The sequence below is a fragment of the Tsukamurella soli genome (assembly GCF_039541155.1).
In the GTDB taxonomy this organism is placed as follows: domain Bacteria; phylum Actinomycetota; class Actinomycetes; order Mycobacteriales; family Mycobacteriaceae; genus Tsukamurella; species Tsukamurella soli.
Map to the genome: position 1 here is coordinate 16,388 of NZ_BAABFR010000033.1, position 26,853 is coordinate 43,240.

23 protein-coding genes are annotated in these 26,853 nt (G+C 70.5%); 8 read left to right on the forward strand and 15 right to left on the reverse strand.

From position 1 onward, the window contains the following. The 3 genes from ABD908_RS12180 (at position 1) to ABD908_RS12190 (ending at position 5,729) form a co-directional block, all read left to right on the forward strand. A complete protein-coding gene (locus ABD908_RS12180; RefSeq protein WP_344995859.1) occupies positions 1 to 1,587 on the forward strand; it encodes a 4Fe-4S binding protein in 1,587 nt (528 codons plus the stop codon). 8 nt (positions 1,588 to 1,595) lie between these two features. Further along, on the forward strand, positions 1,596 to 2,318 hold the full coding sequence (locus tag ABD908_RS12185; RefSeq protein ID WP_344995772.1) for a TetR/AcrR family transcriptional regulator: 723 nt from the start codon (positions 1,596 to 1,598) through the stop codon (positions 2,316 to 2,318). Between the two features lie 108 nt (positions 2,319 to 2,426). Beyond that, a complete protein-coding gene (locus tag ABD908_RS12190) occupies positions 2,427 to 5,729 on the forward strand; it encodes an AfsR/SARP family transcriptional regulator (protein WP_344995775.1) in 3,303 nt (1,100 codons plus the stop codon). A 12-nt stretch (positions 5,730 to 5,741) separates the two neighbouring features. On the opposite strand, the gene ABD908_RS12195 is transcribed toward ABD908_RS12190, so the two are convergent. Both ABD908_RS12195 and ABD908_RS12200 read right to left on the reverse strand, forming a co-directional pair. Continuing rightward, positions 5,742 to 6,563, reverse strand: a complete 822-nt coding sequence (locus tag ABD908_RS12195; RefSeq protein WP_344995778.1) for an ABC transporter permease — start codon at positions 6,561 to 6,563, stop codon at positions 5,742 to 5,744. 2 nt (positions 6,564 to 6,565) lie between these two features. After that, entirely contained in the window at positions 6,566 to 7,555 is a 990-nt protein-coding gene (locus ABD908_RS12200; protein WP_344995781.1) for an ATP-binding cassette domain-containing protein, read from the reverse strand. A gap of 118 nt (positions 7,556 to 7,673) precedes the next feature. On the opposite strand from ABD908_RS12200, the gene ABD908_RS12205 reads away from it, so the two are divergent. Then, positions 7,674 to 8,498: an acyl-CoA thioesterase domain-containing protein gene (locus ABD908_RS12205; protein WP_344995784.1), complete on the forward strand. Its 825-nt coding sequence runs from the start codon at positions 7,674 to 7,676 to the stop codon at positions 8,496 to 8,498. Positions 8,499 to 8,542: 44 nt separating this feature from the next. On the opposite strand, the gene ABD908_RS12210 is transcribed toward ABD908_RS12205, so the two are convergent. Then, positions 8,543 to 9,781, reverse strand: a complete 1,239-nt coding sequence (locus tag ABD908_RS12210; RefSeq protein WP_385924627.1) for an Nramp family divalent metal transporter — start codon at positions 9,779 to 9,781, stop codon at positions 8,543 to 8,545. A 289-nt stretch (positions 9,782 to 10,070) separates the two neighbouring features. On the opposite strand from ABD908_RS12210, the gene ABD908_RS12215 reads away from it, so the two are divergent. Continuing rightward, entirely contained in the window at positions 10,071 to 10,256 is a 186-nt protein-coding gene (locus ABD908_RS12215; RefSeq protein WP_344995790.1) for a CopG family transcriptional regulator, read from the forward strand. 4 nt (positions 10,257 to 10,260) lie between these two features. On the opposite strand, the gene ABD908_RS12220 is transcribed toward ABD908_RS12215, so the two are convergent. The 8 genes from ABD908_RS12220 to ABD908_RS12255 all read right to left on the reverse strand — a co-directional run bounded on the left by ABD908_RS12220 (position 10,261) and on the right by ABD908_RS12255 (position 17,748). Then, entirely contained in the window at positions 10,261 to 10,896 is a 636-nt protein-coding gene (locus ABD908_RS12220; RefSeq protein ID WP_344995793.1) for a TetR/AcrR family transcriptional regulator, read from the reverse strand. A 90-nt stretch (positions 10,897 to 10,986) separates the two neighbouring features. Further along, the gene (locus ABD908_RS12225) at positions 10,987 to 11,970 is read right to left on the reverse strand and encodes a PDR/VanB family oxidoreductase (protein ID WP_344995796.1); all 984 of its coding nucleotides are present in this window, start codon (positions 11,968 to 11,970) and stop codon (positions 10,987 to 10,989) included. Further along, positions 11,963 to 12,976: a Rieske 2Fe-2S domain-containing protein gene (locus ABD908_RS12230; RefSeq protein ID WP_344995798.1), complete on the reverse strand. Its 1,014-nt coding sequence runs from the start codon at positions 12,974 to 12,976 to the stop codon at positions 11,963 to 11,965. The genes ABD908_RS12225 and ABD908_RS12230 overlap by 8 nt, the downstream gene beginning before the upstream one ends. Before the next feature lie 73 nt (positions 12,977 to 13,049). Then, on the reverse strand, positions 13,050 to 13,817 hold the full coding sequence (locus ABD908_RS12235) for an SDR family NAD(P)-dependent oxidoreductase (protein ID WP_344995801.1): 768 nt from the start codon (positions 13,815 to 13,817) through the stop codon (positions 13,050 to 13,052). Next, positions 13,814 to 14,281, reverse strand: a complete 468-nt coding sequence (locus tag ABD908_RS12240; protein WP_344995804.1) for a VOC family protein — start codon at positions 14,279 to 14,281, stop codon at positions 13,814 to 13,816. The genes ABD908_RS12235 and ABD908_RS12240 overlap by 4 nt, the downstream gene beginning before the upstream one ends. Then, a complete protein-coding gene (locus tag ABD908_RS12245) occupies positions 14,274 to 15,503 on the reverse strand; it encodes a C45 family autoproteolytic acyltransferase/hydrolase (RefSeq protein ID WP_344995807.1) in 1,230 nt (409 codons plus the stop codon). The genes ABD908_RS12240 and ABD908_RS12245 overlap by 8 nt, the downstream gene beginning before the upstream one ends. Next, positions 15,500 to 16,336, reverse strand: a complete 837-nt coding sequence (locus ABD908_RS12250) for a polysaccharide deacetylase family protein (RefSeq protein WP_344995810.1) — start codon at positions 16,334 to 16,336, stop codon at positions 15,500 to 15,502. The genes ABD908_RS12245 and ABD908_RS12250 overlap by 4 nt, the downstream gene beginning before the upstream one ends. A 35-nt stretch (positions 16,337 to 16,371) precedes the next feature. Then, positions 16,372 to 17,748 carry an aspartate aminotransferase family protein gene (locus ABD908_RS12255; protein WP_344995813.1) on the reverse strand — a complete coding sequence of 459 codons (1,377 nt, stop codon included), beginning with the start codon at positions 17,746 to 17,748 and terminating at the stop codon, positions 16,372 to 16,374. Positions 17,749 to 17,912: 164 nt separating this feature from the next. On the opposite strand from ABD908_RS12255, the gene ABD908_RS12260 reads away from it, so the two are divergent. After that, the gene (locus ABD908_RS12260) at positions 17,913 to 19,403 is read left to right on the forward strand and encodes a gamma-aminobutyraldehyde dehydrogenase (protein ID WP_344995816.1); all 1,491 of its coding nucleotides are present in this window, start codon (positions 17,913 to 17,915) and stop codon (positions 19,401 to 19,403) included. 11 nt (positions 19,404 to 19,414) lie between these two features. Here the strand turns inward: ABD908_RS12260 and ABD908_RS12265 are convergent, their stop codons facing one another. Beyond that, positions 19,415 to 19,894 carry an Lrp/AsnC family transcriptional regulator gene (locus ABD908_RS12265; RefSeq protein WP_344995819.1) on the reverse strand — a complete coding sequence of 160 codons (480 nt, stop codon included), beginning with the start codon at positions 19,892 to 19,894 and terminating at the stop codon, positions 19,415 to 19,417. 271 nt (positions 19,895 to 20,165) lie between these two features. Here ABD908_RS12265 and ABD908_RS12270 point away from each other — a divergent pair, with 271 nt between their 5' ends. Beyond that, a complete protein-coding gene (locus tag ABD908_RS12270; protein WP_344995822.1) occupies positions 20,166 to 21,629 on the forward strand; it encodes an APC family permease in 1,464 nt (487 codons plus the stop codon). Between the two features lie 169 nt (positions 21,630 to 21,798). On the opposite strand, the gene ABD908_RS12275 is transcribed toward ABD908_RS12270, so the two are convergent. After that, positions 21,799 to 22,650: a sigma-70 family RNA polymerase sigma factor gene (locus ABD908_RS12275; RefSeq protein WP_344995825.1), complete on the reverse strand. Its 852-nt coding sequence runs from the start codon at positions 22,648 to 22,650 to the stop codon at positions 21,799 to 21,801. A 129-nt stretch (positions 22,651 to 22,779) separates the two neighbouring features. Here ABD908_RS12275 and ABD908_RS12280 point away from each other — a divergent pair, with 129 nt between their 5' ends. Beyond that, a complete protein-coding gene (locus tag ABD908_RS12280; RefSeq protein WP_344995828.1) occupies positions 22,780 to 23,376 on the forward strand; it encodes a carboxymuconolactone decarboxylase family protein in 597 nt (198 codons plus the stop codon). Between the two features lie 115 nt (positions 23,377 to 23,491). Here the strand turns inward: ABD908_RS12280 and ABD908_RS12285 are convergent, their stop codons facing one another. Next, a complete protein-coding gene (locus tag ABD908_RS12285) occupies positions 23,492 to 25,261 on the reverse strand; it encodes an HNH endonuclease signature motif containing protein (protein ID WP_344995831.1) in 1,770 nt (589 codons plus the stop codon). A 183-nt stretch (positions 25,262 to 25,444) separates the two neighbouring features. Continuing rightward, on the reverse strand, positions 25,445 to 26,827 hold the full coding sequence (locus tag ABD908_RS12290; RefSeq protein WP_344995834.1) for an aspartate aminotransferase family protein: 1,383 nt from the start codon (positions 26,825 to 26,827) through the stop codon (positions 25,445 to 25,447). Between the last annotated feature and the right edge of the window lie 26 nt (positions 26,828 to 26,853).

Below are 26,853 nucleotides of genomic sequence, written 5' to 3' on the forward strand. Positions count from 1 at the left end.
GTGCACGTCATCACCCAGGCCTGCTGCAGTGACGCCTCGTGCGTCAGCGTCTGCCCCGTCAACTGCATCCATCCCACTCCGGGCGAGCCCGGATTCGGCGGGTCCGACATCCTGCACATCGACCCGGACACCTGCATCGACTGCGGCGCGTGCGCCGACGCGTGCCCCGTGAACGCGATCTTCCCGATCGACCGCCTCGGCATCGACGATCTGCCGTACGCGCAGATCAATGCCGACTTCTACACCGACAACCCGCACATCAAGTCCGGCTGGGACGCCGTCGAGTACCGGCCCGCCGTCACCGTCGGGCCCGAGTTCCAGATCGCCGTCGTCGGCACGGGCCCGTCGGCCGGGTACGCCGTGCGGGAACTGGTGGCGCGCACCGACGCCCACATCACGGTGATCGACAGGCTGCCCACGCCGGGCGGGCTGGTCCGTGCGGGCGTCGCCCCCGACCACCCGGGTACCAAGGGGGTGCTCGCGGGCTTCGACCTGATGTACCGGCACCCGCGCGTCACCGTCGCCACCAACGTCGCGGTCGGCACCGATGTGACCCCGGCCGAGCTCGACGCGCACTTCGACGCGGTGATCTACGGCGTCGGCGCATCGCAGGCCCGCGCGCTCGGGATCCCGGGCGAGGACCTGCCCGGCAGCACCGCCGCCACCGAGCTGGTGGCCTGGTACAACGCAGTGCCCGGGGTGGAGCGCCCGTTCCCTGACGCCCCCGCGCGCAGCCGGCGCGCCGTCATCGTGGGCACCGGCAACGTCGCCCTCGACGTGGCGCGGATCCTGCTGTCGCCGATCGAGCGGCTCGCCACCACCGACATCGCCGACCGCGCGCTGGAGTACCTCGCGCGCCAGAACGTGCACGAGGTGGTCCTCCTCGGCCGCCGGTCGAGCGCCGAGGCCGCATTCACCGCGGCCGAGTTCCGGGCGCTGCAGGCGATCGAGGGCCTGGACATCGTGGTCGCGGAGGGCGTCGACGGTGACGGGAACCCCCGGGTCCCCGCGTTCCCGACGCCGGCCGACCCGGACCGCCGGCGCATCGTGTTCCTGTACCAGAGCTCGCCTGTCGCGGCGCTCGGCACCGACGCCGTCGACGCCGTGCGCGTGCGCACCGCCGGGGTCGACCACGACATCCCCGCCGACCTGCTGGTGCGCTCCATCGGCTACCGGAGCGTGCCCATCGAGGGGCTCGAGTTCGACGATGCCGCCGGCCGCTTCCCCAACCGGGCGGGTCGGCTGACCGGACCCGACGGTGCCGCCCAGCCCGGCAGGTACGTGGTCGGCTGGGCCAAGCGCGGCCCGAGCGGGGGCATCGGGACCAACCGGATCGACGCCGAGGAGACGGTGCGCTCCCTCCTCGAGGACGTCTCCGCCGGCCGACTGACCGGGGGGCGCGGCCTCGGCTCCGACACGTTCGTGACGCTGGTGGGCGGACGCGTCGGCGACGTGGTCGACTACCGCGGCCTGCGGTGGATCGACCGCACCGAGGTGGCGCGCGGCGCACCGCAGGGGCGGCCACGGGTGAAGTTCGAGCGCGTCTCGGACATGCTGGCGTCGACTCGCCGCGGTCGAAGGAGATGATGGAGGGCATGAAGGAGCTCACGTTCCGCTCGCTGATCGGTGCGGGCAACCTGCGCGAGCGGGTCCGTGCCGAGTCCCGCCGAATGCCCCTGCGGGCCATGACCCGTGTCGTATCCCGTAGCTCGGCGCTCGAGGCGGCGCGGCAGATCCTCTCCGAGAAGCCGTGGGGTGAGGTGACGATGGCGGAGGTCGCCGCACTTGCGGGTATCAGCCGGCAGACCCTGTACAAGGAGTTCGGATCCCGGGACGGCCTGGCCGAAGCGTATGTGCTGCGATTCGTCGACGGCTTCCTGCACATCGTGCGCGAGGAGATCGACGCCAATCCCGGAGATCCGCACCGGGCGATCCGGGACGGCTTCGGCCAGTTCCTGATGCTCGCCATCGGAGACCCGCTGGTGCAGCGTGGCATCGACGGTCCGGACCCGCAGGGAGACCTGCTCCGCCTACTCACCACCGACGGCGGCAAGATCTACCTGCACGCCACCCACGGCCTCACCGAGATCTTCCTCACCAGCTGGGCCGCCGTGCCCCCCGCGGCGGCACGCGTGCTCGCCGACGGCCTGGTGCGGCTCGCGATCAGCAACGTCGCGCTGCGGCACGGCACGCCCGAGTCCATCGCCACCGACCTGGCCGACCTGTTCAGCCCGTACATCGAGGCGGTGCTCACGCCCGCCCAGCTCGTTCCGGCCACCGCCGAGGCCGCAGAGCCGGAGGCTCGGCAGCCCGGATGACACACGGGGACGGGTGATCGCCGGCCCACGCGGATACAGGTATCAGCCCACGTCGGCTGCGCCCCTCCGCCAGCCCGCTCCAGCCCGGACGACAGTTAGGGTGGACAGGTGCCGAACCCTCCGACCGGCGGCGATTCCGCCCGACGCACCCGACCCGTGGTCGGCCTGCTGGGTCCGGTCTCCGTCGCGCCGGGCGCGGGCGTCTTCACCGAGATCTCCGGCCTGCGGGCGAAGCGCCTGCTTGCCGCGCTCGCGCTGGGCGACGGCCGATACGTGAGCGCGGAGCGACTCGCCGACGCGGTCTGGGGCGACGAACCGCCACGCGCGGTGGCCGCCGCCCTCCATACCCAGGTGTCCCGGCTGCGGCAGTCGCTCGCGGCCGCCGGCCCCGACGCCACCGTCGAGTCGGGCGCCGCCGGGTACCGCCTCACCGGCTGCGATACCGACCTCTCGCTCGCCGAATCCGAGGCGGACACAGCCGATCCCGCGCGGGTGGCCGTTGCCCGGGCACGCTGGCGGGGCACCCCGGGCGACGACCTCGGCGATGAGCCCGACGGTGTCGCGGCACAGGTCCGGCGCCGCGCCGCGGCACTGGCCGCACGGCTCGACGACCTCGAACTCACCGCGGCACTGCGCCGCGGCGACTACGGGGCCGCCCGTCGGATCGCCGAGAGCCGGTGCGCGGCCGACCCACTCGACGAGACCGCACACATCGCGCTGATGCACGCGCTGCACGGCGAGCATCGCACCGCGGAGGCCCTCGCCGTCTTCGCGCGGCTGCGCCGCACCCTACGCCGTGAGCTCGGCGCCGCCCCGGGACCTGAGGCAGTCGCATTGAACGCGCGACTGCTCGCCGAGAGTGACGGTACCGCAACCACTCCCGCTGCGGATCGGCCGGGTCCGCACACCCCGGCCGAACCGATCGCGGTCGGGCTGCGCGCATCGCCCACCGACCTGATCGGCCGCAGCGACGACATCGACGCCGTGCTCGACCTGCTCGCCGCCCACCGCGTTGTCACGGTGCAGGGACCGGGCGGCGTGGGTAAGACCCGAATCGCGCACTCCGTCGGCACGGTGCTGGCCGAGCGCCGGCGGTCGCTCTACTTCGTGCCGCTCGCGCCCGTCACCGACCCCGCAGGCGTGGCGGGCGCCGTTGCCGCCGTGCTCGGCGTGGGCGAATCCGACCTGTCTGCGCCGGGCCGGCCCCGGCTCGCCGTCGGCCCCCTCGCGGCGCGCCTCGCGGCGGCCCTGCGGGATCGCGCGGTCGTCCTCGTCCTGGACAACTGTGAGCACGTGATCGATTCTGCTGCTGCGCTGGTCGCCGAACTGGTCGCCGCGGCACCGGCTCTGACGGTGCTGGCCACCAGCCGCGGCCCGCTCATGGTGCCCGGCGAACGCATCTACCCGCTGCCGGTGCTCGCCGCGGACGGACCCGCGTCGCCTGCCGTACGGCTGTTCACCCTGCGGGCGCAGTCGATCCGGCCCGGCGCAACGCTCGACGGTCAGGCCGTCGCCGAGCTGTGCAGCGCGCTCGACGGGCTGCCGCTGGCCATCGAGCTCGCGGCCGCGCGAATGCGGACGATGACAGTGGCCGAGATCGCGGCGGGCCTCGGCGCGCGATTCGCGTTGCTGCGCACCAACGACCGCACCACCGAGCCGCGCCACCGCACGCTCTTCGCCGTGATCGACTGGAGCTGGGAGCTACTCGACGACGGGGCGCGGCGCGCGCTGCGCCGGCTGTGCCGCTTCCCCGGCGGCTTCACAGCGGACGCCGCGGCGGCGGTTCTCACCGACCCCGAGCGCGTGCCGGCACCGTCGGGCTTCCTACCCGACGTGCACGACGCACTGACGGCACTGGTGGACCAGTCCCTGCTCGAAGTGACCGAGGCGGGCGGACACACCCGGTACCGGATGCTCGAAACGGTCCGCGAGTACGGCGCGGAGCGGCTGTCGGCCGCCGGCGAGGCGGACGACGTCGAGGCCGCCATGGCGGCGTGGGGCCGATCGGTCGCACGCCGGGCGCGTGCCCTCTTCGATTCCGACGACCGCAGTGGGTTGATCGACCTGGTCTCCTCCGAGGGCGAGAACCTGCAGTGGGTCCTGTTGCGCGCCATCGAGTCCGGCGATCGCGACACACTGGTTGCGGTGTTCCCCGTGATGTCGGCCTTCTGGGCCGCCCGCGGGCTGCGTGCCGAGGCGGGCACCTGGGGCGAGCGGATCCTGGACGCGCTGGGCACCCCGCCCACCGGCCTCTCCGAGACGGACCGGCTGGCGTGGCAGGCGACGGTGCTGGCCTGCGCGTCACAGATCATCGGGGAACGGCGGATCCGCGCCGTGGCCCGCGCGCGGCTGCTGCTGCGCCGGCTGCATCGCCCCGAGCTCGCCACGTCCGAGGTGACCGACCTACTCACCGCGCTCGGGCTGCAGCGCAGCCTGTCGGGCGTGTTCCGGATCCTGCTCGCGGGCACGCGATCGCAGAACCGGGACGTAGCCATCGCCGCGATCTCGCTCCGGCTCAACCTCCGCGAGAACGCCGGGAACATCGACGGTGCGCTCCGGGACGCGGCGGCGCTCCACGCGCCGACCCTGTCGGACCCCTGGACCCGCGCGATGACCAGGTCCAACGAGGCCGGCCTGTACGGCCAGCGCGGGTACTGGGCCGAGGCGCTGCCCCTGTACCGCGCGGCGGCGAGCGACCTCGACGGCATCGGCGCCGCGGCCGAGACCACCCAGATCCACAGCTATGTGGTGACCACCCTCGCCGCGCTGGGGGACGTCGCCGGCGCGCGGCGCGAGTTGGCGGAGGCCGAGGCCCTCTTCCCGGCCGCGGGGCCCGGCACGGCCGTCGACCCCGAGACCCTCACCAACCTGCTGATCGCGCGCGCGGATCTGGCGGCGGCCTCCGGCGAGGATCCCCTTCCTGCGCTCCGGGAGGCCGTGCACCGGCTGACCCCGGAGAAGCCGGCGCTGATATCGGACCCGGGGCTCATGATGCTGGTCAGCAGCGTCGCGTGCGGTCTGGTCCTGGCGGGCGATCATGCCGCTGCCGAGCGGCTGCTGCCGATCCTGGGGTCTGCGGTGACCGAGGCTGTATCGATCACCGGATGGTTCGACCTGCCCCAGGCCGGGACCGCCGCCCTCGCCGCCGGGCTGGTCCTCGGGTCCGCGCCGGACCACACGCCGGGTGACGACCGCCCGGCGCGGCTCGCCCTCCTGGGCATGCGACTCGGCGCCCGCCGCGACAACTTCGTCCTCGCGCACGCCCGCGACGCCGCCCGCAGCCGCAGCGGGCTGACCGACGACGCCTGGGAGTGCCTGGCGCGGCGCGCCGCACGCATGCCGCGACGCCAGGCCGCGGAGGAGATCCTCGCGATCCTGGCGTCGGCAGGCATAGGCGGTAACCGCGCGTAACCCCTTGTCCTACTATGCGTTTCGCATATACGCACGCAGGGCCAGCGGGGCGAACACCGCTACGATCACGGCGGCGCCGAGCAGCGACCAGCCGACCTCGGTGCCGGCATGACCTGCGTTGCACAGTTCGCGCACGGCGGTCACCAGGTGGCTCACCGGGTTGACCTTCACGAAGGCCTGCAGCCAGCCGGGCATGGTCTTGACGGGGACGAACGCATTGGACATGAACGTGAGCGGGAACAGCACGAGCATCGAGATGCCCTGCACCGCGGACGCCTTCTTGATCAGGCAGCCGAGCAGGGCGAAGATCCACGATAGGGCGAAGCTGCACACCATCACCAGCAGGACGGACAGGGCGGCGCCCAGCACATCCGGACGCCATCCCATGGCGACACCGATGGCGAAGGTGATGACCGAGGCGATCAAGTACCGCACCACGTCGGCGAGCAACGCGCCGGCCAGCGGCGCGATCCGGGCGATCGAGAGGGATCGGAACCGGTCGAACACGCCCTTCTCCATGTCCTCCCGGAGCTGGGTCCCGGTGACGATGGAGGTGGTGATCACGGTCTGCACCAGGATGCCGGGGATGATGACGGGCAGGTAGCTGTGCACGTTGCCGCTGATCGCGCCACCGAAGATGTAGGTGAACATCAGGGTGAAGATGATCGGCTGCAGCACCACGTCGAACAGTTGCTCGGGGTTGTGGCGGATCTTCAGCAGCCCGCGGTAGCCCATGGTGAAGCTCTGCTGGACGGCGGTCGGGAACGGAATCGAGCGGCGGACGGGGCCCGGGAACCCCGCGGGGGTCGACACGGGGTCGAGGATCGTGGCCATGATCAGGCCTCCTTGTCTCCGGTGATGGCGAGGAATACCTCGTCCAGGCTGGGCTGGGCGACGGTGATCGTCGTGATGTCGATGTTGTTGTCGCGCAGGGCGATCAGGACGTCTGGGACAAGGTCGGTGCGGTGCAGCGGCGCGGTCACCCGGGCCGCCTCGGCACTGAGGATCACCCGCTCACCGAGAACCGCACCCACGATCTCGGCGACGCGGGGTACCTCGGCGCGGTCCGCGGGCGTGAGCATCAGGGTGCTGCCTCCGACCGACTGCTTGAGCTCGGCTGCGGTGCCGTCGGCGATCACGCGGCCGTGGTCGATCACGGCGATCCGGTCCGCGAGCTGATCGGCCTCGTCGAGGTACTGGGTGGTGAGCAGCACCGTCGCGCCGTTCGCGACGAGGCGCCGGATGGTGTCCCACATCTGGGCGCGGGTGCGCGGGTCGAGGCCCGTGGTGGGCTCGTCGAGGAACAGCAGCGGTGGGGTCGCGATCAGGCTGGCCGCGAGGTCGAGCCGACGCCGCATGCCGCCGGAGAACTCCTTGAGGGGCCGATCGGCAGCCTCCGTGAGGCCGAACTCCTCGAGCAGATCCTCCGCTCGCCGGCGCGCGGCGGGCCTGCTCAGCCCGAGCAGGCGGGAGAACAGGACGAGGTTCTCGCGGCCGGTGAGGTCCTCGTCGACCGAGGCGTACTGGCCGGTCACGCCGACGAGCGAGCGCACGGCCACTGCGTCGCGGGTGACGTCGTAGCCGAAGATGCGGGCCTCACCGGCGTCCGGGCGGAGCAGAGTCGCGAGCATGCTGACGGTGGTGGTCTTGCCGGCGCCGTTGGGTCCGAGGACGCCGTAGACGCTGCCGGTGGGGACGATCAGGTCGACACCGTCGACGGCGCGGGTGGACCCGAAGTGCTTGACCAGCCCATGCGCTTCGATGGCGGGCGGCGTCCCGGTGCGCGGCGGTGTCGGCCCGGATCGGGCCGTGGTTGTGGTTGTCATGGTGACTACTGTGCGCCACCCCGCTCACACCACGCTTACAGGCGCTTACGCCTTCGGTCGCGGGCCTGTCGTCGCCCCGTGGACAGAGCCCGCGCCGCGACTATGAGACGATCGAATCATGGCGTCAGGCACCGACCCGGTCTCGTTCTTCACCACCGACGGTGACCTGCTGGTGCCCACCCCGTTCGCGGTGAGCCTGTGGTCGCCCAAACAGCTGGCGGGCCACGGCGTTTGCGGTCTATGTGCCCGCGACCTCGAGCGGCATCGGCCCGAGGGTTTCATCCCCGCCCGCACGACAGTGGACCTGTTCATGCCCGTGCTGGCGGAGCCGCTCCGGCTGGAGTCGGAGGTGGTGCGCAAGGGGCGGCGGATCGTCGTGGCGGACACCCGCATCGTGCAGGACGGGATCACCCGGGCCAGGGCGAGTGCGGTGTTCGTCACCACAGGCGACGACCCGCCGGGAGAGCTCTGGTCCCCCACCGAGCCGCTGCCGACCCCACCGCCAGTCGCCGACGCGTGGCAGCCGCCGAGCTTCCCCACGCCCGGTGGGGACGGAACGGCCTGGACCCACGACTTCGCCGCGTTGGGCAACGCGGACCGGAAGGCGATCTGGCAGTTCCTGCCCCCGCTGGTCGCCGGCGAGCCGGACAGCCCCTACGCCCGAACCGCGGTCGTCGCCGAGAACACCTCGCTGATCACCAACACCGGCACGGCAGGCATCGGGTTCATCAACGCCGACCTGACGATGGCCCTGTCCCGCCTGCCCGTCGGAAGCGGGCTCGGCCTCCGAGCCCTCGACCACCTCGCCGTCGACGGGGTCTCGACCGGAGTGGCCACGCTGTTCGACCGGGAGGGCCCGGTGGGCACCGCCACCGTGGTCGCGCTGGCCAACACGCGCAGGCAGATCGACCTGACGGCGGCGCGCCGCTCGCCGCGCGCCTGACGCCGCCGGGCCCCGAGCCGTTCCGCCCTCGATTCGTTCGGGCCTCAGGTCGACCAGGTGAACGAGCTGTAGATCAGGTACACGTTCAAGCCGGTGATGATCGCCGTCACCACGAGCATCGCCGCGGTGGTGAGGCGACGATTGACCATGTCGGTCATCGTGCGGCGGTCGCGCGTGATCAGCAGCAGCGGAATCAGCGCGAACGGGACACCGAACGACAGCACGACCTGGGAGTAGATCAATGCCTTGGTGGCGTCGACCGACAGCGCGATGATCGCCAGGGCGGGCAGCATGGTGAGAGCGCGGCGGGCGAACAGCGGGATACGCCAGTTCATGAAGCCGGCCATGACGACCTGGCCCGCATACGTGCCGACGCTCGACGACGAGAGTCCCGACGCGATCAGGGCGACCCCGAACGCAAGCGCGGCTCCGCCGCCGACCATGGTCGCGAGGTGGTCGTGGACCGGCCCGAGATCGCTGACATCGGTGAGTCCCGGCTTGTCGAACAGCGCTGCGGCGATGCACAACATGGCCAGATTGACCAGGCCGGCAAGCCCGAGCCCGATGATGCAATCCCACCGGTTGTAGGACAGCAGCGTCCGCCGTTCCTGCTCACTCGTGGCAGAGATCCGATCGGTCTGGAGAGCGGAATGGAGATACACCACGTGCGGCATGACCGTGGCGCCGATGATCCCGACGGTGAGGCTGAGGGTGTCCCCGCCACCGATATGCGGGATCAGTCCGCCGGCGAGCTTTCCGTAGTCCTGCGTGCCGGCGGTGAAGAACAGGTAGACGAACCCGGCACCCACCAGTGCCAGCAACGCGACGATGGCGCGCTCGAACCACCGGTAGCCGCGCTGCTGAAGCGCCAGGATCGCGAACGCGACGACCGCGGTGACCAGTCCCGCGACCAGCAGAGGCATGTGGAACACCAGGTTGAGTCCGACTGCGGCGCCGACGAATTCGGCCAGATCCGTGGCCATCGCGACGACCTCGGCCTGAATCCACAGCAGGGCGTTGACACGGCGGCCGTATCGTCGTCTGCAGAGCTCGGGCAGGCTCAGACCGGTCGACAGCCCGGCCTTAGACGTCAGGTACTGCACGAGCACCGCCATCAGGTTGGCCATCACGATGACCCACACCAACTCGTAGCCGTGTTCGGCGCCACCCGCGAAGTTGGTGGCGAAATTGCCCGGGTCGACATAGGCGACCGAGGCGACGAAGGCCGGGCCCAGCAGCGCCAGTGCAGCGCGGTTGCGGCCGCGCGACACCACCTCCTGCACCGTCGGTCGTCCGCGCTGCGCACTCGGCGGGGCACTCATCGCGTGATCGGAACGGATCGACTTCGCATCCAGAAATACTAGGTCGGCGATGGGCCGGCAGCAACATAGCCGTATAAAAATATTCGGCCACCCGAACTCTGGTCTACGACGCGGCACCGGCACCGGTTAGGAGAGAGTGAGGAAGTGAGCGGTCGCTCTCTATGTGATATCGTCGGAGCTTCGGTATCGATGAACTCTGCACGACCGCCTCTCCTGCGGAGACCTCGGCCAGCGAAGGAGCGCCTGGGAGATGACCAGCGGTATCGACACGACACGGAGACTCGGCCGCGGGCGTTCGCCCGCCCGAACGGTACGGCTCCCGGATGCGATCGATCACCGGCTCGCCGAATATGCAGACGACGCCGGCACCACGCCGAGCGACATCCTTCGCCGCGCCGTCGTCGAGTACATGAACCGGCATCCCATCGACGTGTAGCGACTCACGGCCCGCCGACGACGGGCGCGGCGCCGACGCCCAGCGCGAGCGTGAGCATGATCAGTATCTCGAACTCGGCGTCCGCGGTCTCCGCGTCCGGGAGTACCGCGTCGCGCACTGCCTCGCCGTCGAAGACGACGGTCACCAGGGTCACCACGGCCCGCCGGGTGGGGCAGGGCAGCATGGCGAGCATCGGTAACGTGTCGGCGATCTCGCCCAGTCGCCTGTAGTGCGCCTCGATATGCGGCGCAAGCTTCTGTCGCAACAGGATGTCCGACCGCGCCGCCATCACGATCTCACGGACGACCCCCGCATTGCGGCTACCCGCCAAGTCCCGCACGGCGGTGAGGATGGACCGCGCGTCCGCACGCTCGTCCAGTGCCCCCGCCGACTCCTCGAACGCATCGACCTGTCGCTCGAGGACCTGCTGAGCAGTCGCCGCGACCAGGTCGAGGCGGGTCGGGAAGTGGCGGAACAGAGCGCCCTGGCTCACTCCGGCCCGGGTCACCACCTGCTGGATCGACGCCGACGCGTAGCCGAGCTCGTCGATCGCGTCGACGGTCGCCTCGATCAGTAGGGCGACCATCGTCTCGCGCCGCTGCGCCTGCGTGCGGCGTACGTCGGTGCGATCGTCGGCCATGTGGGTCAGCATATCGACGCAGCAGTGCAAGTAGGCGATGATCGGGCATGAAGATTGGAGAGTGATCACTCGCTACCTTGGTGGCGCTCGTCACGCGTCGAGGACCAGCTTCCGTCCGCAGGCACGCGACACGCAGACCAGCATCGCGCCACAGGTGGCGCGCTCGGCCTCGGTGTACAGGTCGTCGCGGTGGTCGACCTCGCCCTCGAGCACCGTGGTCTCGCAGGTACCGCAGATTCCCATCTCGCAGGACGAAGGGATGTCCACCCCCGCACCGCGGACGGCGTCCAGCACCGACACGTCCCGCGGGACGGGCACGGTGATGCCGCTGCGCGTCAGCTCGACGACGAACTCGGGCCCGCTTGCGTCGTCGGCCGCCGCGTCGCGCACCGGAGTGGCGACGGGGCCGAACCGCTCGAGATGCACCTGCCCGGCGTGGCCGGCGGCGGCCATCGCGTCGACCAGGGCGTCCATCAACGGCGCAGGGCCGCAACAGAACACAGCAGCTCCGGCGGCGCCGCGCGCCAGCTTGTCGAGGTCGATCACACCGGCGGTGTCCTGTGGCACGGTCCGCACCCGGTCGCCGTGTGCCGCGAGTTCGCCGAGGAAGGCGAAGTGCCCGTGGGTCCGCGCGCCGTAGACGAGTTCCCACTCGATGCCGGAGGCCGCCACCTGGCGGATCATCGGCAGCACGGGTGTGATGCCGATGCCGCCGGCCACGAACACGTAGCGCCGCGCAGGAACCAGCTCGAAGTTGCTGCGCGGCAGCCCGATCTGCACCGCGGCCCCGGGACGCAGTTCGCGGTGCACCTCGACGGAGCCGCCGCGTCCGGCCGGCTGCTCGAGGACGGCGATCCGGTAGCTGCGCCGGTCGGCGGGATCGCCGCACAGCGAGTACTGCCGGACGGTGCCCGACGGCAGGTGGACGTCGACGTGCGCGCCGGGGCTCCAGCGGGGCAGCTCGGCACCGTCGGGCGCGGTCAGGACGTACGACGTGACGCCCGCCGCCTCCCGGCGCGCCGCCTCGACCCGCACGCCGAGCGTGGTGGCGTGCCCACCCGATTCCTCAGCCATCGGACCGCACCCGATTCATCAACTCGCCCCAGGCGCGACGGTAGTTGAGCGTGAACAGGTCGGCGGGCACGGAGTACTCCTGGATCTCGGCGTCCCAGGGGATCTCCTTGGGGTCGAGGTGCTCGACGATCGGGATGTCCTCGAGGTACACCATCTCCTCGATGCGCAGGTTCTCCTCGAGCGACTGGCCTTTGAAGCCCACCTCGTTGGCGACGCCCCAGAAGATCTTGACCCGGTCGTACGCCACCGGCGAGGGGAAGCCGGCCACGACGCGCTTACCCAGCTTCTCGTAGTTGTAGGTGATGGACGCGAAACCGGGTGCGGCGCAGCGGTAGCGCATCATGCAGTTGCCGTCCTCAGCCCATTCGCCGGTCCCTGCGTTCAGCGGGCGGTCCATCCACACGGTGAGGCCGTCGCGGGTCACGTTCAGCGGCTCGACCACCTCGGGCGTCGGGCCCATCGAGACCTTGTGCACGAACGGGAAGTGCGCGACGTCGCGGAAGTTCTCCACCGAGACGCCCACGCCCACAGCGGAGTCGATGGGGTCGGCGGCGAGCCACTCGAGCTCCACGTCGTCCCACTCGTCCACGTCGTACGGGTCGCGGATCGGGTCCTCGAGCGCGGTCCACACGTGGCCGTAGCGCAGCTCGACCGGGTAGTGCTTGATCGCCGCCTTCGGCGGGATCTTGGCCTGGTCGGGCAGCGACGGGACACGCGTGCAGACACCGTTCGCCGAGCCGAACTCCCAGCCGTGGTACGGGCATCCGATCGACGCCTCGTGCACCTCGCCGCGCGAGAGGTCGGCGCCGCGGTGCGGGCAACGCCGGGACTGCACGGCGACGACGCCGTTGCCGGAGCGGTAGACCACGAGCTGCTCACCGAGCAGCGTGGCGCGCTGCGGGGTGTCGAGGTCGGCGATGCGGGCGACGGGGAACCAGCTGTGGCGCATGGCTTGCTCCGCAAGCACACGCTTGGTCGGAGCGGCGACCGGGGCGGCGATGGTCATGGTGTTTCGGTCCTTCGGATGCAGCGGCAGGGTGGGGCGGGTCGGGGTGGAGCCGGGCGGGGTGGAGCGGGGATCAAGCGGAGGGGATGAGCGCGCCGCCGTTGACGGCGAGCGTCTGACCGGCGAGGAAGCCGGCGGCGTCGGAGGCGAGGAAGGCGACCGCGGCGGCGATCTCACCCGGCTGCCCGAGCCGCCCGAGCGGCACGGCGGCGACCTCGATGTCGTACACCTCATCGGGCACCATGCGGGTGGCGACGGCGCCGGGGGCGACGGCGTTGATCAGGACGCCCTGCGAGACGAACTCGGACGCAAGGGCCTTCATCATGCCCAGCTGCGCGGCCTTGGCCACCATGTACCCGTAGGAGTGGCCGTCGGGCAGCTGACCCCACTGCGAGTTGATGAACACTATCCGGCCCGCGGGGCCGGCCTGGAGCAGCGGCATCAGTGTGCGGGTGATCGCATAGGGGCCGAGGACGTTCACGTCGAGGTAGGGCTGCAGGTTCTCGACCGGTGTCTCCGCGAGGGTCTTCCAGTCGTGCATGATGCCGGCGTTGTGCACCACGATGTCGAGGCGGCCGAACGCCGCCTCGATCGCGGAGCGCACCCTCTCGCCGGCGTCGGGCGAGGTGACGTCGAGGACCACGGTCTCGGTGCGTCGCCCGGTATCGGCGGCGATCTGCTTCGCGGAGACCTCCAGCTCGGCGCCGTCGAGGTCGGCCATCAGGACGTCGGCGCCGCGCTCGGCGAGGGCCCGGGCGTGGGCCTCGCCCATGCCGCGGGCCGCACCGGTGACGAGCGCTACCCGGCCGGTCAGATCTGCGGCCGGGATGGTGGCGGTCACGCGGACACCTCGGCAGCGGAAGCGTCTGCGGTGGAGTAGGACCCGCTCGATGCGGCGACCTGGTGCGGCTCGGTGATGTACAGCATGTTGCCATCCGGGTCGAAGAACGGGCGGTAGCGATACCACGTGCCGTTCGGGTGCTCCCAGGTGATCCGCTCGTCGACCCACTCGACCCTCCCGTCGATGGCGGCCTCGGCCTCGTCGAGGTCGTCGACCTCGAAGGCGAACGAGTCGTAGCCGGGCGCGTTCTCCGGATTCACGGCCGTGCGGCGCGGAGCGTGCTCGCCCACCTCGGACTTGAAGATGTACAGGGTCACGTTGCCCATGTCGATCGCGGCCCACTCCTCGTCCTGCTCGTACGGGAGGTGGAACGGCAGGCCGAGGACGCCGTGGTAGAACTCCACGAGCGCGTCGACGTCGCGCGTCAGGATGTCCATGTTGTCGATCCGCTTGAGCTTAAGCATGTTCGAATTCCTTGTACTGGTCGGTGGAGGTCTCGGCGGTGAATGCGCGGCCGGCCGTGCAGGGCCCGCCGGCGTGGACTCGGACGGTGCCTGCCGGCACGTCGAGCGCGATCGTCGCGAGGGTTGCGAACTGCGCGGGTGGCACTCGGCCCGCTCGCTCCGCTCCCGGCGCCGGAGGCACTCCGCCCGCTCGCGCCGCTCCCGGCGCCGGCGGCGGCAGGGTCGAGTCGGGGTGGCAGCACGTGGCGCCGCCACCCATCAGGTGCGAATCCATTGCCGCGACGGCGGATTCGACGGTCACGTCGCGCCCGACGAGCCGGCGGCGCAGCTGGTCGTAGCGGATGACGGTGTCGGGGCCGCCGACCAGTTCCGTGTCCCGCAGCCGGGCGGGCTCGGACAGGAAGTGGTTGGTGTGCACCAGGAGTCCTTCGGGGTCGGGCAGGGCGTACCCGATCTTCTCGGGGTTCACCTCGCAGCTGACGGCGGCCGACTCGACCCGGCCGTCCGGGCGGCGCTGCGCCGCGACCAGCGTCAGCGACGTGGATGCCGACACCGGAGCTGCGGCGATGGTGACCATCGCCTGGTTCAGGTCGAGCGAGCGGTCCAGTACCGCACGCGCCAGAACGTGCACGGGCACGCCCATCACGCCGCCGTCGACCGTCGACCCGTCCGCCTCGTGGTGGAGGATGTTGAAGTGCAGTCCCAGGCCGCGGCCGTTGACCCCGGCCTTGCCGACGATGCCGAACTCGGTGACCGTCACCGTCGTCCCGCCGTCGGAGCGGGGGATCTCCCACAGCAGCCACAGGTCGGCGAACTCGCTGTACCAGTCCCAGCACTGCACCGAGACGGGTGCGGCCCCGTCGATCAGGCGCACGACGGTGGAGCACTCGTGCGCGGCGGCCCCACAGGCGGCGAGGATCTCCGTGCGCGCGTTGATCGCGGCGACCTCATACACGGGAAGTGCCGCGCCGCCGGCGATCCCACGGATCTCTGCGCCCAGCTCGGGCGCGAAGGAGTCGATCCGCGCGAGCGCGAGCCCGCCCCAGTGGGCGAGGTCGATGTGCTCCCCGGCGCCGATCCGCCCAGCGGCGCGCGCGGCACCGTCGAACAGGCCGCGGTAGGCGTCGACGGAGGCGGCCACCTCGGTCGCGAACGTCGTCCCGAACTCGACGCCCCGCGCACGGGGATCGGTCACCGTCGAGCGGAAGCGCCGGACGCTCACCGGGACACCGCCGTCGCCGCGACCGAGAGTCGAGGGGCCGCGTGCTCGGCGACCTCGTCGAGACGCGCCCACCACACGTCGCCGCCCGCGGCGACGTGTTCGATGACCGCCTCGAGCTGCGCGAGCCGGTAGGGCCGGCCGATCACCTCGGGGTGCATGGTGAAGCTGGTGTGGCGGCGCTCGGCGCGGGCGGACTCGAACTCGGCGATCCAGCTGCGACGGAGTTCCTCCGGGTCGGCGACGTTGCCGCCACCGTCGATGTTCCAGCCGAACCGCGGCCAGTCGTCGAGCGACCAGTGCACGGGGATCTCCAGGATCTGCCTGCCGTCCCACTGCTCGAGGTAGGGGCGGTCGTCGCCCATACAGCTGGAGTCGTAGGCGAAGCCGTGCTCGAGCAGGAGGTCGAAGGTCTCGGGCGTGAGCTCCCAGGAGGTGGAGCGGTAGCCGCGCGGACGGGGCACGCCGAGCTTCTCGAAGACCTCGAGGCCGCGGACGATCTCGTCGGCCTGCGCCTGGGCACTCGCCTTGTCGCTGCGCAGGTGCAGGTAGCCGTGATGGGCGATCTCGTGGCCGGCCTCGAGCAGGGACTCGACGAGACCGGGGTGCTGCTCGGCCGTATAGCCGGGCACGAAGAACGTCGCGGGGATGTCGTAGCGGGCCAACAGGTTCAGGATGCGCGGGACGCCGCGGATCACGCCGTACCGGCCCTCGGACAGGATCGTGAGCCGGCGGGCGTACTCCTCGCCCTCGCCCAGCCAGCCGGCCTCGGCGTCGACGTCGAAGGTCAGGGATACCGCGACGGCCTTGCCACCGGGGAATGCGTTCTCGCTCATGTCTTCTCTCCTCTCCTCGGTTCTCCGCTGCGCCGTCAGAGCAGCATCCAGGCCTGCGCGAGCACGCCGCGCAGGATGGACTCGATCTCGTCGAACTCGGGCTGGCCGATGATCAGCGGCGGAGCGAGCTGGATGACCGGGTCGCCGCGGTCGTCGGCGCGGCAGTACAGGCCGTTGTCGAACAGGGCGGTCGAGAGGAAGCCCCGCAGGATGCGCTCGGACTCGGCGTCGGTGAAGCTCTCCTTGGTGCTCTTGTCCTTGACCAGCTCGATGCCGTAGAAGTAGCCGGCGCCGCGGACGTCGCCCACGATCGGCAGGTCCGTCAGCTTCTCGAGAGTGGCCTTGAACGCCGGGGCGTTCCGCGCGACGTGGTCGTTGAGACCCTCGCGCTCGAAGATGTCGAGGTTGGCCATCGCGACCGCCGCGGAGACGGGGTGCCCGCCGAACGTATAGCCGTGCGAGAACACCGTGCTGCCGTCGGCGAAGGGCTCGAACAGCCGGTCGTGGGCGATCATCGCGCCGAGCGGCGAGTAGCCGGAGGTGAGGCCCTTGGCGCACGTGATGATGTCGGGCTCGTAGCCGAAGTCGTTGCACGCGAACATCGATCCGATGCGCCCGAATGCACAGATCACCTCGTCGGAGACGAGCAGGACGTCATAGCGGTCGCAGATCTCGCGGACCCGCTGGAAGTAGCCGGGCGGCGGCGGGAAGCAACCGCCGGAGTTCTGGACGGGCTCGAGGAAGACGGCGGCGACGGTGTCCGGGCCCTCGAACTCGATGGCCTCGGCGATGCGGTCGGCGGCCCAGATCCCGAAGGCTTCGGGGTCGGTGTCGAGGCCCTGCGGCGCGCGATACTGGTTCGTGTTGGGGACGCGGAAGCCGCCCGGTGTCAGCGGCTCGAAATCCTGCTTGAGAGCGGGGATCCCGGTGATCGCGAGGGCGCCCTGGGTGGTGCCGTGGTAAGCGACCGAACGGGAGAGCACCTTGTGCTTGCCCGGCTTGCCGGTCTTGCGGAAGTACTGCTTGGCGAGCTTCCACGCGGACTCGACGGCCTCACCGCCGCCGGTGGTGAAGAAGACGCGGTTGAGGTCGCCCGGGGCGTACGACGCGAGGCGCTCGGCGAGCTCGATGGCCGGCGGCGTGGCGTACGACCACAGCGGGAAGAAGGCGAGCTCGCTCGCCTGGCGGGCGGCGGCCTCGGCGAGCTCGGCGCGGCCGTGGCCGACCTGCACGACGAACAGACCGGCCAGGCCGTCGATGTAGCTGCGGCCCTCGGCGTCGAAGATGCGCGCGCCCTCGCCCCGGGTGATCACGGGCGGCGTGATGCCCTCGCCGTGGCGGGAGAAGTGCCCCCACAGGTGGCGGGCGGCGCGCTGCTGCAGCGGGGTCGTCTCAGGCGCGACTGCGGTCATTTCTATCGTCCTCGAATCGGGAGTACTCGGCGGCGGATGCTGCTGGGCCGGTGCTATCGATAGTGACCTATGTCCCACGCAAACGCAAGACAAATGCTAGATTTTGTTGCGCAATGCGTGGCTATATGCCGTGTTAACAACGCATTACATCGATTGGAGTTCTCATGACCACCACTCAGACCCCCACCTCGGCGAGCTGGATCGCGGGCGCCGCGACCGTCGGATCCGGGCCACGGCACAACATCGTCGACCCGGCCACCGACACCGTCGTCGCCACCGTCGACCTCGCCACCGCGGCCGATGTGGACTGCGCGATGCGCGCGGCCCGCGCGGCGTTCCGCGACTGGTCCACCGCCACCCCCGCCGAGCGTTCAGCCGTCCTGCACGAGCTGGCCCGCCTGGTCGACCGCGACGCCGCGCAACTCGCGGCCACGGAGACCGCACAGACCGGCAAGTCCATCCGGCTTGCGACGGAGTTCGACGTGCCGGGCTCGGTGGACAACATCGCGTTCTTCGCGGGTGCGGCGCGGAACCTCGAGGGCAAGGCGACGGCCGAGTACTCGGGGGACCACACCAGCTCGATCCGCCGCACGCCCGCGGGAGTGGTCGGCTCGATCGCGCCGTGGAACTACCCGCTGCAGATGGCGGTGTGGAAGGTCGCGCCGGCACTGGCTGCGGGTTGCACCGTGGTGCTCAAGCCCAGCGAGCTGACGCCGCTCACCACCGTGCACCTGGCGCGTCTCGCCACCGAGGCCGGACTGCCCGACGGCGCGTTCAACGTGGTCACGGGGACCGGAGCCGAGGTGGGCGCGGCGATCGCAGGCCACGCGGACGCCGACGTCGTGACGTTCACCGGTTCCACGTCCGTGGGCCGGACGGTGATGCGCCAGGCCGCCGAGCACGGCACGCGCGTGCAGCTCGAGCTGGGCGGGAAGGCGCCCTTCCTCGTCTTCGACGACGCCGATCTCGAGGCGGCCGTGCACGGCGCCGTGGCCGCGTCGCTGATCAACGGCGGACAGGACTGCACCGCCGCGACGCGCGCGATCGTCGCGCGTCCGCTGTACGACGACTTCGTCGCCGGGGTGGCGGAGCTCTATCGCAAGGTCGTCGTCGGCGACCCGACCGACCCGGGCACCGACATGGGGTCGCTGATCTCGCGTGCGCACCGCGACCGCGTCGCGGGCATGGTGGACCGGGCCCGCGCGGCCGGGGCGCGCATCGTCACCGGGGGTGTCGTGCCCGACGGCGTAGGCGCGTTCTACCCGCCGACGCTGGTGGCGGACGTCGCGGAGGACGCCGAGATCTACCGCGACGAGGTCTTCGGGCCGGTGCTCACGGTGAGCAGCTTCGACGGCGACGACGACGGCATCCGGCGCGCCGACGACACCGGGTACGGCCTGGCCGCATCGGCGTGGACGCGTGACCTCTACCGCGCCCAGCAGGCACAGCGGGAGATCGCGGCCGGCTGCGTGTGGATCAACGACCACATCCCGATCGTCTCGGAGATGCCGCACGGCGGCATGCGCGCGTCCGGCTTCGGCAAGGACATGTCCGCGTACTCGTTCGAGGAGTACCTGGTGCCGAAGCACGTGATGAGCGATATCACCGGAATCGCCCGAAAAGAATGGCACCGCACCGTATTCCGAGATTCCTGATGCGGGGCGGCCTACGAGCCGAGGAGGCCCGCCCCCTGGTCGTAGCGCAGCTTGTGCACGCTCAGCACCGTGATGGTCTCGGTGTCCCGCACCCCCTCGATCGCGCTCACCTTCGTGTTGAGGAACTCCCAGAGGTCGTGGTTGTCGGCGCTGCGCACCTCCGCGCAGATGTCGGCCCGGCCCATGAGCGTGGAGACGTAGGTGACCTGCGGCAGCGCGACGAGGGCCGCCACGACATCACGGTGCCGCCTGGGGTCGACGCGCAGCAGCACGAGGGCGAGCTGCGCATCGCCGAGGCGTTCAGGGTCCGCGAATGCCACGATGCGCAGAATGTCGAGGTCCTGCATGCGCTTGACCCGCGCACGCACGGTGGCCTCCGACGAGCGCACATTGCGTGCGATCTGCCGGAATGCGCGGCGACCGTCGGACTCGAGCTCACGCAGGATCGAGCGGTCGAGATCGTCGAGCGGGTCGGAGTTCTGCGACGTCATGGGCCGACTCTAGCGAGTTCGAGCAACGCAATCGCACACTCCCCTCGGTCAAGATGACGCAATGCGTTGCGTGACCGCCTTGTAAACAAGCTATTGCGTCATCTCATATAGCTTCACAACTGCTATGCGCGGTGATAGCGTGCTACATCACACCCGATGCGCAGCCGCGGCCCGGCACCGTCGGATGTCTCCCGCCAGGCACCGTCGTCGCCCGGCGTCCCGATCCCGCACGACTACACTTCACCTCACTTCAACACACCTGGAGTCCCTCGTGAGTACTCACGACACCGCCGTACCCACCCACGCGTATGAGAAGAACCTGCGCTGGTGGGACGGCTTCACCATCAGCCTGTCCATCCCGGCCGCGCTGTTCGTGTGCGCCGGATCGGCCCTGGGCCTGATCGGCGCCTGGCCCACCATCCTGCTGCTCGGACTGGTCGCCGTCATGGCCTGCCTGCAGAACTTCGTGTACTCGGAGATGGCCAGCATGTTCCCCGACAAGGTGGGCGGCATCTCCATGTACGCCCACCAGGGCTGGAAGACGCGCACCTCACTGGTCGGGCCACTCGCCACCTACGGCTACTGGTTCTCGTGGTCGAGCTCGCTCGCGATCTACGGACTGCAGATCGGCAAGCTCGTCCAGTCCGAGTGGTTCCCGCACCAGACCTGGACGTTCTCGACCGGCCTCGCCACCATCGGCTTCCCGCACGTGGTCGCACTGGGCGTACTCGTGGCCGGCTGGGGTCTGAACGTACTCGGCATGCGACCCGCCATGTGGATCATGTACGTCACCGGCATCGTGGTCATGGTCCCGATCCTCGTCTTCGCCTTCGTGCCGCTGTTCTCCGACCAGTGGTCGGTGCACAACCTGCACTGGACCCTCGGCGCGAGCGGCGCCGCGGGCTGGCGGACCGCGCTCGCCTGGATGTTCGTGCTCGCCTGGTCGGTGTACGGCGTCGAGGCCGTCGCGTCGTTCGTGCCCGAGTTCAAGAAGACGATCTTCGACACCAAGGTCGCGCTGCGCCTCGCCGGCTTCTTCGTGATCGCCGTGTACATCCTGGTCCCGCTCGGGATCGGCGGGATGTCCAAGCAGGCCGACGCCGCAGCCGACCCGGTCACCTTCTACCTCGACCTGTTCAAGCGCCTCATCCCCGGTGGCGACGTGATCATGACGCTCTGCCTGATCGCCGGCCTGGTGCTGCTCATGGTGATGACCACCGCCGACGGTGGCCGTGTGCTGCACGGCTCCGCCGAGTCGGGCCTCACGGTCAGGCAGCTCGGCCAGCTCAACAAGTTCGGCATGCCCGGTCGCGCGATGTCGCTCGACCTCGTGGTGAACGTGATCCTCATCCTGTTCGTCGGTGACTCGACGGGCGTGATCGTGGCCGGCATCGTCGGCTACCTGCTGTGCCACATCCTCTCGCTGACCGGCTTCCTGCGGCTGCGGCACGAGCAGCCCGACGCCCCGCGGCCGATCCGTCTGGCCAAGCGGTGGGTATATGTGGCCGGCGCGCTCGCACTGATCGACGCCGTGATGCTGATCGTCGGCGCCGCGAGCGCCTCGATCACCGGCTTCGGCACCACCAAGGAACTGCTGATCGGCATCGTGGTCCTGTCCATCTCCATCGGTCTGTACGCCTACCGCCGGGTGGTCCAGGACAAGCGCGGCTGGGCCTGGAGCGAGCGGGACGACGACGTCGCCCCCGACACCGCCGAGGTCCCCTCGCCCGCTTGACCCTCATCCCCGCTTGACCCTCTCCCCCGCCGGACGGCCCGGCCCGCCTGCCCCTCTCCCCCGCCTGACCCTCTCCCCCAGTTGACCGCCCCGCCCGCCTGACCCGGCCGAGTGAGCCCCGATCCCGCACTCGCACTGCGGGATCGGGGCGCCGGCGGTCTCGGTCCGATCACCGGACGAGCCGCGGCACCAACTCGCGATCGTTGAAGATGTCGATACCTACGGCGCGGCCGCCGACCACGGTGAAGGCGAGGATCGCGAACGGCGCGCCGTCGTCGAACGCGATCGCGCCGGCCGCGCCGTTGACCAGCGCCGGGCGGACGAACGGCGCGTAGGCGCGGGCGAGCATCGCGCCGCGCGCGACCTTCTGTGCTCCCCGCAATTCGAGCGTCTCCCGGCGACCGTGCGCGCGGAGCACCACGTCCGGGTCGAGGACCGCGACCAGCGCGTCGAGATCGCCGTCGCGTGCCGCGGCGAAGTACGCATCGACCACCGCACGTTGGGCGGCGAGGTCCGGGTCGGGGGTCGGCGCGCCGGTGCCCACCCGTCGCCGCGCGCGACTGGCGAGCTGTCGAGTCGCGTCCGGGGTGCGGTCGAGTAGGTCTGCGATGTCGCCGAACGGCACGCCGAACATGTCGTGCAGCACGAACGCGACGCGGTCGGCGGGCGGCAGGCTGTCGAGCACGACCTGCAGCGCCATCCCGACGGCGTCGGCCAGCAGTACCTCCGCCTCGGGATCGGCGTGCGGGTCGGTGGCCACGATGGGCTCGGGGCGCAGGTCGAGCGGCTCCTCGGCGCGGGTCCGGCGGGACCTCAGGATGTTGAGGCAGATCCGTGCCGTGACCGTGTGCAGCCAACCGTCGAGGTTGTCGATCTCGTCGGTGTCCGCACGCTGCAGCCGTATCCAGGTCTCCTGGACCGCATCGTCGGCGTCGGCGAGCGAGCCGACGATGCGGTACGCGACCGACCGCAGCCGTAGCCGTTCCCGATCGAAGTGGGCGGCCAGCTCGTCGGTGTCCATATCCGTCTCCTGTCACATCGGCGTCGTCTCACGGGTCATATCGGTCGACCCCCGGACAGCGACCGATGTGACGGCGATCGACACAACGGCGATCGACACAACGGCGATCGACACGACAAGGAGCCGATGATGACACGAATCCACGGTGTGACCAGTGACCAGGCGGGCCCGATCATCCGCATCGTCTATGCGTTCACACGAAAGGGCATGCGCACGATGACGGGCCGGGCGGCAGCGCACGGCAGCGGGATCGAGCCGATCGAGATCTGGGCCCTGCAGCCGAAGCTGATGATGGCGATGGGCAGGTTCCAGGGCGGCGTCCGCAAGCTGCACGGTGTCGAGGACCGGGTCAAGAACCTGATCGAGCTCGAGGGCGCGTCGATGATCGGGTGCGAGTTCTGCATGGACCTCGGGTCGCAGATATGCCGCAACTCCGGGTTCACGGACGACGAGTTGCTCGCGCTGCCGCACTACCGGACCAGCGAGCTGTTCACGGAGCGGGAGAAGGCGGCGCTCGACTACACCGTGGCGGTGATGCGCACCCCGGTAGAGGTCACCGACGAGCTGTTCGCACGGGTCCGGGAACACTTCAGCGACAAGCAGATCGTCGAGATGACCGCATTCCTGACGATGGTGAACCTGGACCGCTTCAACGCCGCCTTCGGGGTCGGCTCGGCGGGCTTCAGCGAAGGCGCGGTGTGCGTGCCACCCGCGCACGGCAAGTAGGCCGCACGTCGAACAGGCGGCGTCGAACAAGCCGCGTCGAACAGGCGGCGCTGATGCGGTCGCCCCGCTGTCCTCCACGGAACGGGATTCCGGTCCGGCGTTGCGATCCCGCGGTCTACGGATCACCCGGCGGCTGCGCGGCGGGTTCCGTCGTCCGATCGTGGGCGTACCGCCGCCGGACCGCATGCTTCACCAGCGAGACCGGCGCACTGTGGTTCTCGCGCAGCAAGGGCACGGCACGACACGGCTCGAGCGCACCGGAGGCAGGGGAGGCACCGGAGGCACCGGAGGCAGGGGTATCCCAGGGCGCGGCGGCGTCGTGGTCGGCGAGCATCTGTTCGAGGATCTGCGCCCCGGCGTCGCCGTCGAGGATTCCGCCGATGTCGTCGTGGATCGTCCCGACCTGGTCGCGGTAGGCCGCCTGCTCCTGCCGAGCCATGTCCCGCTCCGCATACGAACGCAGCCACGACCCTCGGGTCGCCTCCCAGCGTTCGAGGGCCTGCCGGTACAGCTCGGCGCAGTCGTGGGTGTGGTTGACCCGCACCGCACCGTCGTCGATCCGAGGATGACTCCACCCTGTACGCCCGGCGTACGGGCCGTCGACGACCGGTGCGGTCCGGTTTCCCGTGGGGGTGACGGTGGCATGGTGCACATCGCACACCAGAGTCAGGTTGCCGATGTCGGTGGCGCCACCGGCCCCGTACTCGTGCATGTGGTGCACGGCGCAGAATGCCGGTGGTGCGTCGCATCCCGGTGCAGTGCAGCCCTTCTCGGTCGCATACAGCGCGATTCGTTGATCCACCGACGCCAACCGCCGGCTGCGGCCCAGCCACAACGGCCGGCCCGCGAAATCGGTGAGCACCAGGTAGCGCGGGTGCCCACCCGCCAACCGCAAGGCGTCAGCAACCGGCAAGGTCCCACCGGTGGCGGTCGTCGCCGTGCCCGCCAGGTTCGTCAGCTGGTCGATGGTCATCGTCGCCACCACCACCGCCGGCACACCCCGATGCGAGCCCGCGGACCCCAAAGCCACCTGCAGGGCGTGGCTGAGCGCGTCGTGCCTCCGCTGCGTCGCCGTCCGCTCGTCTCGCTTCACAGCGGCCGCCAGTTCCTTCTCGTCTGCGGTCGCAGCATCCTCCACGGACTCCGGGTCGGCAGGGTTGCAGACGCCGGGGCGCCCCCACTTCGCGAGCACCGCATCCAACAGTGCCCGGGTCGCGCTATCCAGGGTGCCGTCGATGTCGGTGAGTCCATCGTCGTCCTGCGGCCGCACATCCATCGAACGCGCGCGGCGCGCATCCTGCTCGTCCGGTTCGGCACCGTCGGGGTCCACCAGATCCGCCGCGTGCTTCGCGGCCTTGCGCACCGCCTCCGGCGTGGACTCTCGCGCCAGCGTGGTCAGGATGTCTTCGAGCTGTTCCGACTCGTCGCCCGTCAACCGCTTCCGGCAGCGTTCCAATGCGTGCTCCACGGCCGCTACATGCGTATCGGAGATCGCCCCGTCCGCCTGCGCCTCGGCCAGATGCGGGCGGCGCGGCGCCACCACGTCACCGGTAGGCAGCGTCTCCGCCACCCGCCACCGCACCGCCTTCACCCGCGCCGCGGCCTCGCCCCCGGACAGCCGCAGCGCGGCGACGAGCAGCTGCCGCAGGTTCCGGTGCCCCAACTCACCCGGCACGCCGAGCCGATCCGCGGTCGCCGCGATGGCGGTGGTGACGGGCGACAACCGCCGCACGCACCGCTCGAGACGCACCATGGCGTCCAGCGACTCACGTGGTGTCAGCAGATCGGGGTCCGCGGCAGCAAGAGTGGAGGTGGCCTGTTCGAACATCGCGAGCGCCGCGAGGTAGTCGAATCCGCTTGCACCGTCGCGATTATCTGTATTCACCTATCCCACCCCCTCATCGCCATGTGACCCACACTACACCATATATCGAACTAATACCACCAATATAGAACGTATAAGCTATCAGATAACGTGTCTGCAGCCCGACGCCGCCCGGGGATCGTGTCCCCGGGCGGCGTCGTTGTTCGGGCCCAGCCGATCCAGCCTCGCCGGAGAGTATTCGGGTCAGACGGTGTGTGCGTCGGCCACCGTCAGCGCCGCGTCGAGGATGGCGAGACCCTCTCGCGCCTCGTCGGCCGTCACCGTGCACGGCGGCACGATGTGCAGCCGGTTGTAGGTGGCGATCGGCAGCATGCCGCCCTTGCGGCAGGCGGCCACGGTCTCGTTCATGGCGGGGCTGGAACCACCGTAGGGGGCCAGCGGCTCGCGGGTCGCGCGGTCGCGGACCAGTTCCAGCGCCCAGAAGACGCCGACACCGCGCACCTCACCCACGGACGGGTGTCGCTCGGCGATCTCCCGCAGACCGGGACCGAGCACGTCCTCGCCGATAGCCGCGGCGTTCTCGATGATCTGCTCGTCCGCCATCGCGGTGATCGCGGCGACGGCCGACGCGGTGGCCAGCGGGTGGCCCGAGTAGGTGAGACCGCCCGGGTAGGCACGCTGCCCGAAGGTCTCGACGATCGCCGGGGAGATGGCGACGCCGCCCAGCGGCACGTAACCCGAGTTGACGCCCTTGGCGAACGTCATCAGGTCGGGCACCACGGGGCCGGCCTCGGTGTCGCCGTGCTCGATCGCGAACCACCTACCGGCGCGACCGAAGCCGGCCATGACCTCGTCGGCGATCATCATGATGCCGAACTCGTCGCACAGCGCGCGGACACCGGCCAGATAGCCGGGCGGCGGGATCATGATCCCCGCAGTGCCGGGGATCGACTCGAGCAGCACGGCCGCCACCGTCGCCGGTCCCTCGAGCTCGATCACGCGGCGCAGCTCGGCGAGCGCGCGCTCGCACTCCTGCTCCTCGGTCTCACTGTAGAACGCCGACCGGTACAGGAACGGCCCGTTGAACCGAACGACGCCGGCGGCGCCGCGGTCGTTCGGCCACCGTCGGTGATCGCCTGTGAGGTTGATCGCCTGCTCGGTGCCGCCGTGGTACGAGCGGTAGCGGGTCAAGACCTTCACGCGGCCGGTGTGCAGCCGCGCCATCCGCACGGCGTGCTCCACCGCGTCGGCGCCACCGTTGGTGAAGAAGATCTTGTTCAGATCGCCCGGCGTGCGCTCGGCGATGAGACGTGCCGCCTCGGAACGGCTCTCGTTCACGTGCTGCGGCGCAATGGTGGCCAGCCGAGCCGCCTGCTCGGCGATCGCGGCGGTCACCTTCGGGTGCTGGTGGCCGATGTTGGTGTTGACCAGCTGGGACGAGAAGTCCAGGATCCGGTTCCCCTCGCCGTCCCAGAAGTACGAGCCCTGCGCCGCGAGGATCGTCATCGGGTTCAGCGTCGCCTGAGCCGACCAGGAGTGGAAGACGTGTTCGCGGTCGAGCGCGTAGGCGCGCTTGCCGGCGGCGACGGCGGTGTCGAGGTCACGCCCGTCGGGAAGTGTGGTCATGTTCGTTCCTCCTTGTGCTGCAGCGG

What these genes read in the sequence shown, in the direction of transcription:
- ABD908_RS12265 (WP_344995819.1), bottom strand. Translation starts at nt 19,894, where the DNA reads ATGACGTCGCAGAACTCCGACCCGCTCGACGATCTCGACCGCTCGATC.
- ABD908_RS12225 (WP_344995796.1), bottom strand. Translation starts at nt 11,970, where the DNA reads ATGGCTGAGGAATCGGGTGGGCACGCCACCACGCTCGGCGTGCGGGTC.
- ABD908_RS12290 (WP_344995834.1), bottom strand. Translation starts at nt 26,827, where the DNA reads ATGACCACACTTCCCGACGGGCGTGACCTCGACACCGCCGTCGCCGCC.
- ABD908_RS12205 (WP_344995784.1), top strand. Translation starts at nt 7,674, where the DNA reads ATGGCGTCAGGCACCGACCCGGTCTCGTTCTTCACCACCGACGGTGAC.
- ABD908_RS12200 (WP_344995781.1), bottom strand. Translation starts at nt 7,555, where the DNA reads ATGACAACCACAACCACGGCCCGATCCGGGCCGACACCGCCGCGCACC.
- ABD908_RS12250 (WP_344995810.1), bottom strand. Translation starts at nt 16,336, where the DNA reads ATGAGCGAGAACGCATTCCCCGGTGGCAAGGCCGTCGCGGTATCCCTG.
- ABD908_RS12185 (WP_344995772.1), top strand. Translation starts at nt 1,596, where the DNA reads ATGAAGGAGCTCACGTTCCGCTCGCTGATCGGTGCGGGCAACCTGCGC.
- ABD908_RS12215 (WP_344995790.1), top strand. Translation starts at nt 10,071, where the DNA reads ATGACCAGCGGTATCGACACGACACGGAGACTCGGCCGCGGGCGTTCG.
- ABD908_RS12195 (WP_344995778.1), bottom strand. Translation starts at nt 6,563, where the DNA reads ATGGCCACGATCCTCGACCCCGTGTCGACCCCCGCGGGGTTCCCGGGC.
- ABD908_RS12260 (WP_344995816.1), top strand. Translation starts at nt 17,913, where the DNA reads ATGACCACCACTCAGACCCCCACCTCGGCGAGCTGGATCGCGGGCGCC.
- ABD908_RS12280 (WP_344995828.1), top strand. Translation starts at nt 22,780, where the DNA reads ATGACACGAATCCACGGTGTGACCAGTGACCAGGCGGGCCCGATCATC.
- ABD908_RS12275 (WP_344995825.1), bottom strand. Translation starts at nt 22,650, where the DNA reads ATGGACACCGACGAGCTGGCCGCCCACTTCGATCGGGAACGGCTACGG.
- ABD908_RS12230 (WP_344995798.1), bottom strand. Translation starts at nt 12,976, where the DNA reads ATGACCATCGCCGCCCCGGTCGCCGCTCCGACCAAGCGTGTGCTTGCG.
- ABD908_RS12255 (WP_344995813.1), bottom strand. Translation starts at nt 17,748, where the DNA reads ATGACCGCAGTCGCGCCTGAGACGACCCCGCTGCAGCAGCGCGCCGCC.
- ABD908_RS12240 (WP_344995804.1), bottom strand. Translation starts at nt 14,281, where the DNA reads ATGCTTAAGCTCAAGCGGATCGACAACATGGACATCCTGACGCGCGAC.
- ABD908_RS12220 (WP_344995793.1), bottom strand. Translation starts at nt 10,896, where the DNA reads ATGGCCGACGATCGCACCGACGTACGCCGCACGCAGGCGCAGCGGCGC.